A 2143-nucleotide genomic window follows, 5' to 3' on the forward strand; every position below is an offset into this window, starting at 1 on the left:
TTTTTTCTTTGGGTTTTTATGAATACTTTTGTATTCACCTATATTAATATATGTTTTACTAGTATATAAACCTTTTGGTATTTTCAACCCTAAAAAAATAGAAAAAAGAAAAAATTAGGCATCAACAAACTGATACCCATTAGCAACCAAGAAATACTGAGTGCCCCTATCGGTTCCACAACTATCTCGGACATAATAATTAATCAGGATCTCTTCAGGAATATTCTCATCAACATACTCAACTAATTCCGCCCAAGATACTATGTCAAAAATACTGTTGTATCCAATATTTTCCATATCACAACGTTCTTTAATTTCGGTAATAGTGTCCTCTACTATTTTTGGATATCTTTTTTCTAGTTGTGCAAATATGGTGCCTACACCTGGTAAGTTTAACCTTTCGAATTCTTCGAATGATTTTAATTCTATTTCAATCATGAATGTGAACCTCCTTTAAAAAATATAAATGGGATTTTTTTTAGATTATATCTAGTATCCCGCAGTTGTGTTTCATTGCGAAGTCTTTTGCTTCAGTTAAAGTTTTGTTTTCATATTTTGTAATGAACATTGGTGTTCCATCACTATTATATACTCTCCAGGTTAATACTTGAGTTTCAGGGTCGTATGTTATTTGCATGTTTTTTCATCTCCTTTTTTCTTTGGGTTTTGAATACTTTTGTATTCTTATGTGTCTATTAGGATAAACTAGTATATAAACATTGTCAATCCCTCAAAGACTCCAATTCCCTCTCCAACCTTTTAACCTTATTCCTCTCAGTCCTAACCTGAATATCCATCTTATGCAACTCATGATTCAACTCATCCCTTAAAAACACTGCAAAAGTCCTAGGATTAATCTCCTTATTACCAAACTTATTATGGTATTTCGAGTGATGGTGCCTGCATAACAATACAATATTATCCCTATCCGCATATGCAGGATTATTCCGTTTCACTTTTCTGAGATGATGAGGACCCACATTCTTGGTACTGCCACAGATGAAACATTTAGGTGTACCCCGCAGCATATTCTCCATTACACGTTGAAATTCATAATAGTATTTTCCTTTGTGGATCCTCTTCATATGAAATGTACCTCACAAAAAATCTTTTTTTTTAGATATTTTCTCTTAATCTGATAATTGTTTTTTCTAATGATATCCTGTTGTCTATCATGTCCAAGTATTTTTTAATCATTATTGTGTTTTCTTCAGCTATTTTCATTGCATCGTATAATTCTTTGTTTGTTTCGATGATGTGTGCTTCTTTATCGTCTTTGGTTGGTCTGGATTTATCCAGTACTTCTGCAAAATTACAGTGTAATGTGGCATCGTTGAATTTGTGATTGTATTCTAGTGTTAATCTGGTTTCGGTTTCCACTGCTTTTCTTAAATCATCGAGTAAGTCTTGTTTTTTGTTTAGTAATTGTTTGAGGTTGGCTACTTCTATTTCGATTAGTCCTTTTTCGTCTGCTGGTTTGTAGTTTTTGCAGAGTTCAGGTAATTTTTCAAGTTTTAAGGTTTCTAATTGTAAGTCGTCATAGCTGGTTTCAATTGTTTTGGTTTCGATAGTTTTGGTTTCTTTTTGTTCCATATGTGATTCCTCCATAATCTAAATATAAAATAAAAGAAATGTTCTTTTTAGATTAAGAACATTTCGTAAGCGTCTGCGAAGTTGCTTAATTTCCTGCTTGCTTCGCCTATTAATTCACTGTTTTCACGTACTTTGAAGTAGCGGCTGATGTTGTATAAGTGTTCTGCGAAACTTTTTATGTTTCCGTAGTCTTGTTTAAGATTCCTGAATTGGTTGAATGCTTTGAGTGTGGATCTTCCGTCGTAGGTTCCGATTGGTGCGTGTCCTGCTACGTGTGCTAGTGCGTCGAATGTGTCTTCCATTACTTTAAATTTTTCCCATTCAAATTCTTTTTCGAAGTTCATATTTATCATCTCATAGTTTTTCTTTGGGTTTTTGAATACTTTTGTATTCTTGAATATAATTCTGTAAGAAGTAGTATATAAACTTATCGGTTACAAATTTAAAAAAAATATATAAAAAAGAATTAGTAACTAATACTAATCCTCTCAAAATCAAACTCAACCTTAATCTCTAAACCCAATAACCAGTCATAACACCAAACTTCAAC

At 32.4% G+C, this 2143-nt stretch carries 5 protein-coding genes; all 5 read right to left on the reverse strand.

The genetic code is table 11. The features are described 5' to 3' along the window. Positions 1 to 114 precede the first annotated feature (114 nt). On the reverse strand, positions 115 to 438 hold the full coding sequence (locus tag ACJROP_RS07895; RefSeq protein WP_406534925.1) for a hypothetical protein: 324 nt from the start codon (positions 436 to 438) through the stop codon (positions 115 to 117). A gap of 40 nt (positions 439 to 478) precedes the next feature. After that, positions 479 to 637, reverse strand: a complete 159-nt coding sequence (locus ACJROP_RS07900; RefSeq protein ID WP_406534926.1) for a hypothetical protein — start codon at positions 635 to 637, stop codon at positions 479 to 481. An 85-nt stretch (positions 638 to 722) separates the two neighbouring features. Beyond that, the gene (locus ACJROP_RS07905; RefSeq protein WP_406534927.1) at positions 723 to 1085 is read right to left on the reverse strand and encodes a hypothetical protein; all 363 of its coding nucleotides are present in this window, start codon (positions 1083 to 1085) and stop codon (positions 723 to 725) included. A 31-nt stretch (positions 1086 to 1116) separates the two neighbouring features. Then, the gene (locus ACJROP_RS07910) at positions 1117 to 1593 is read right to left on the reverse strand and encodes a hypothetical protein (protein WP_406534928.1); all 477 of its coding nucleotides are present in this window, start codon (positions 1591 to 1593) and stop codon (positions 1117 to 1119) included. A 47-nt stretch (positions 1594 to 1640) separates the two neighbouring features. Continuing rightward, positions 1641 to 1937, reverse strand: coding sequence for a hypothetical protein (locus ACJROP_RS07915; RefSeq protein ID WP_406534929.1), 297 nt, complete (start codon positions 1935 to 1937; stop codon positions 1641 to 1643). Between the last annotated feature and the right edge of the window lie 206 nt (positions 1938 to 2143).

This window comes from Methanobrevibacter sp., assembly GCF_045220775.1.
Taxonomy (GTDB): domain Archaea; phylum Methanobacteriota; class Methanobacteria; order Methanobacteriales; family Methanobacteriaceae; genus Methanocatella.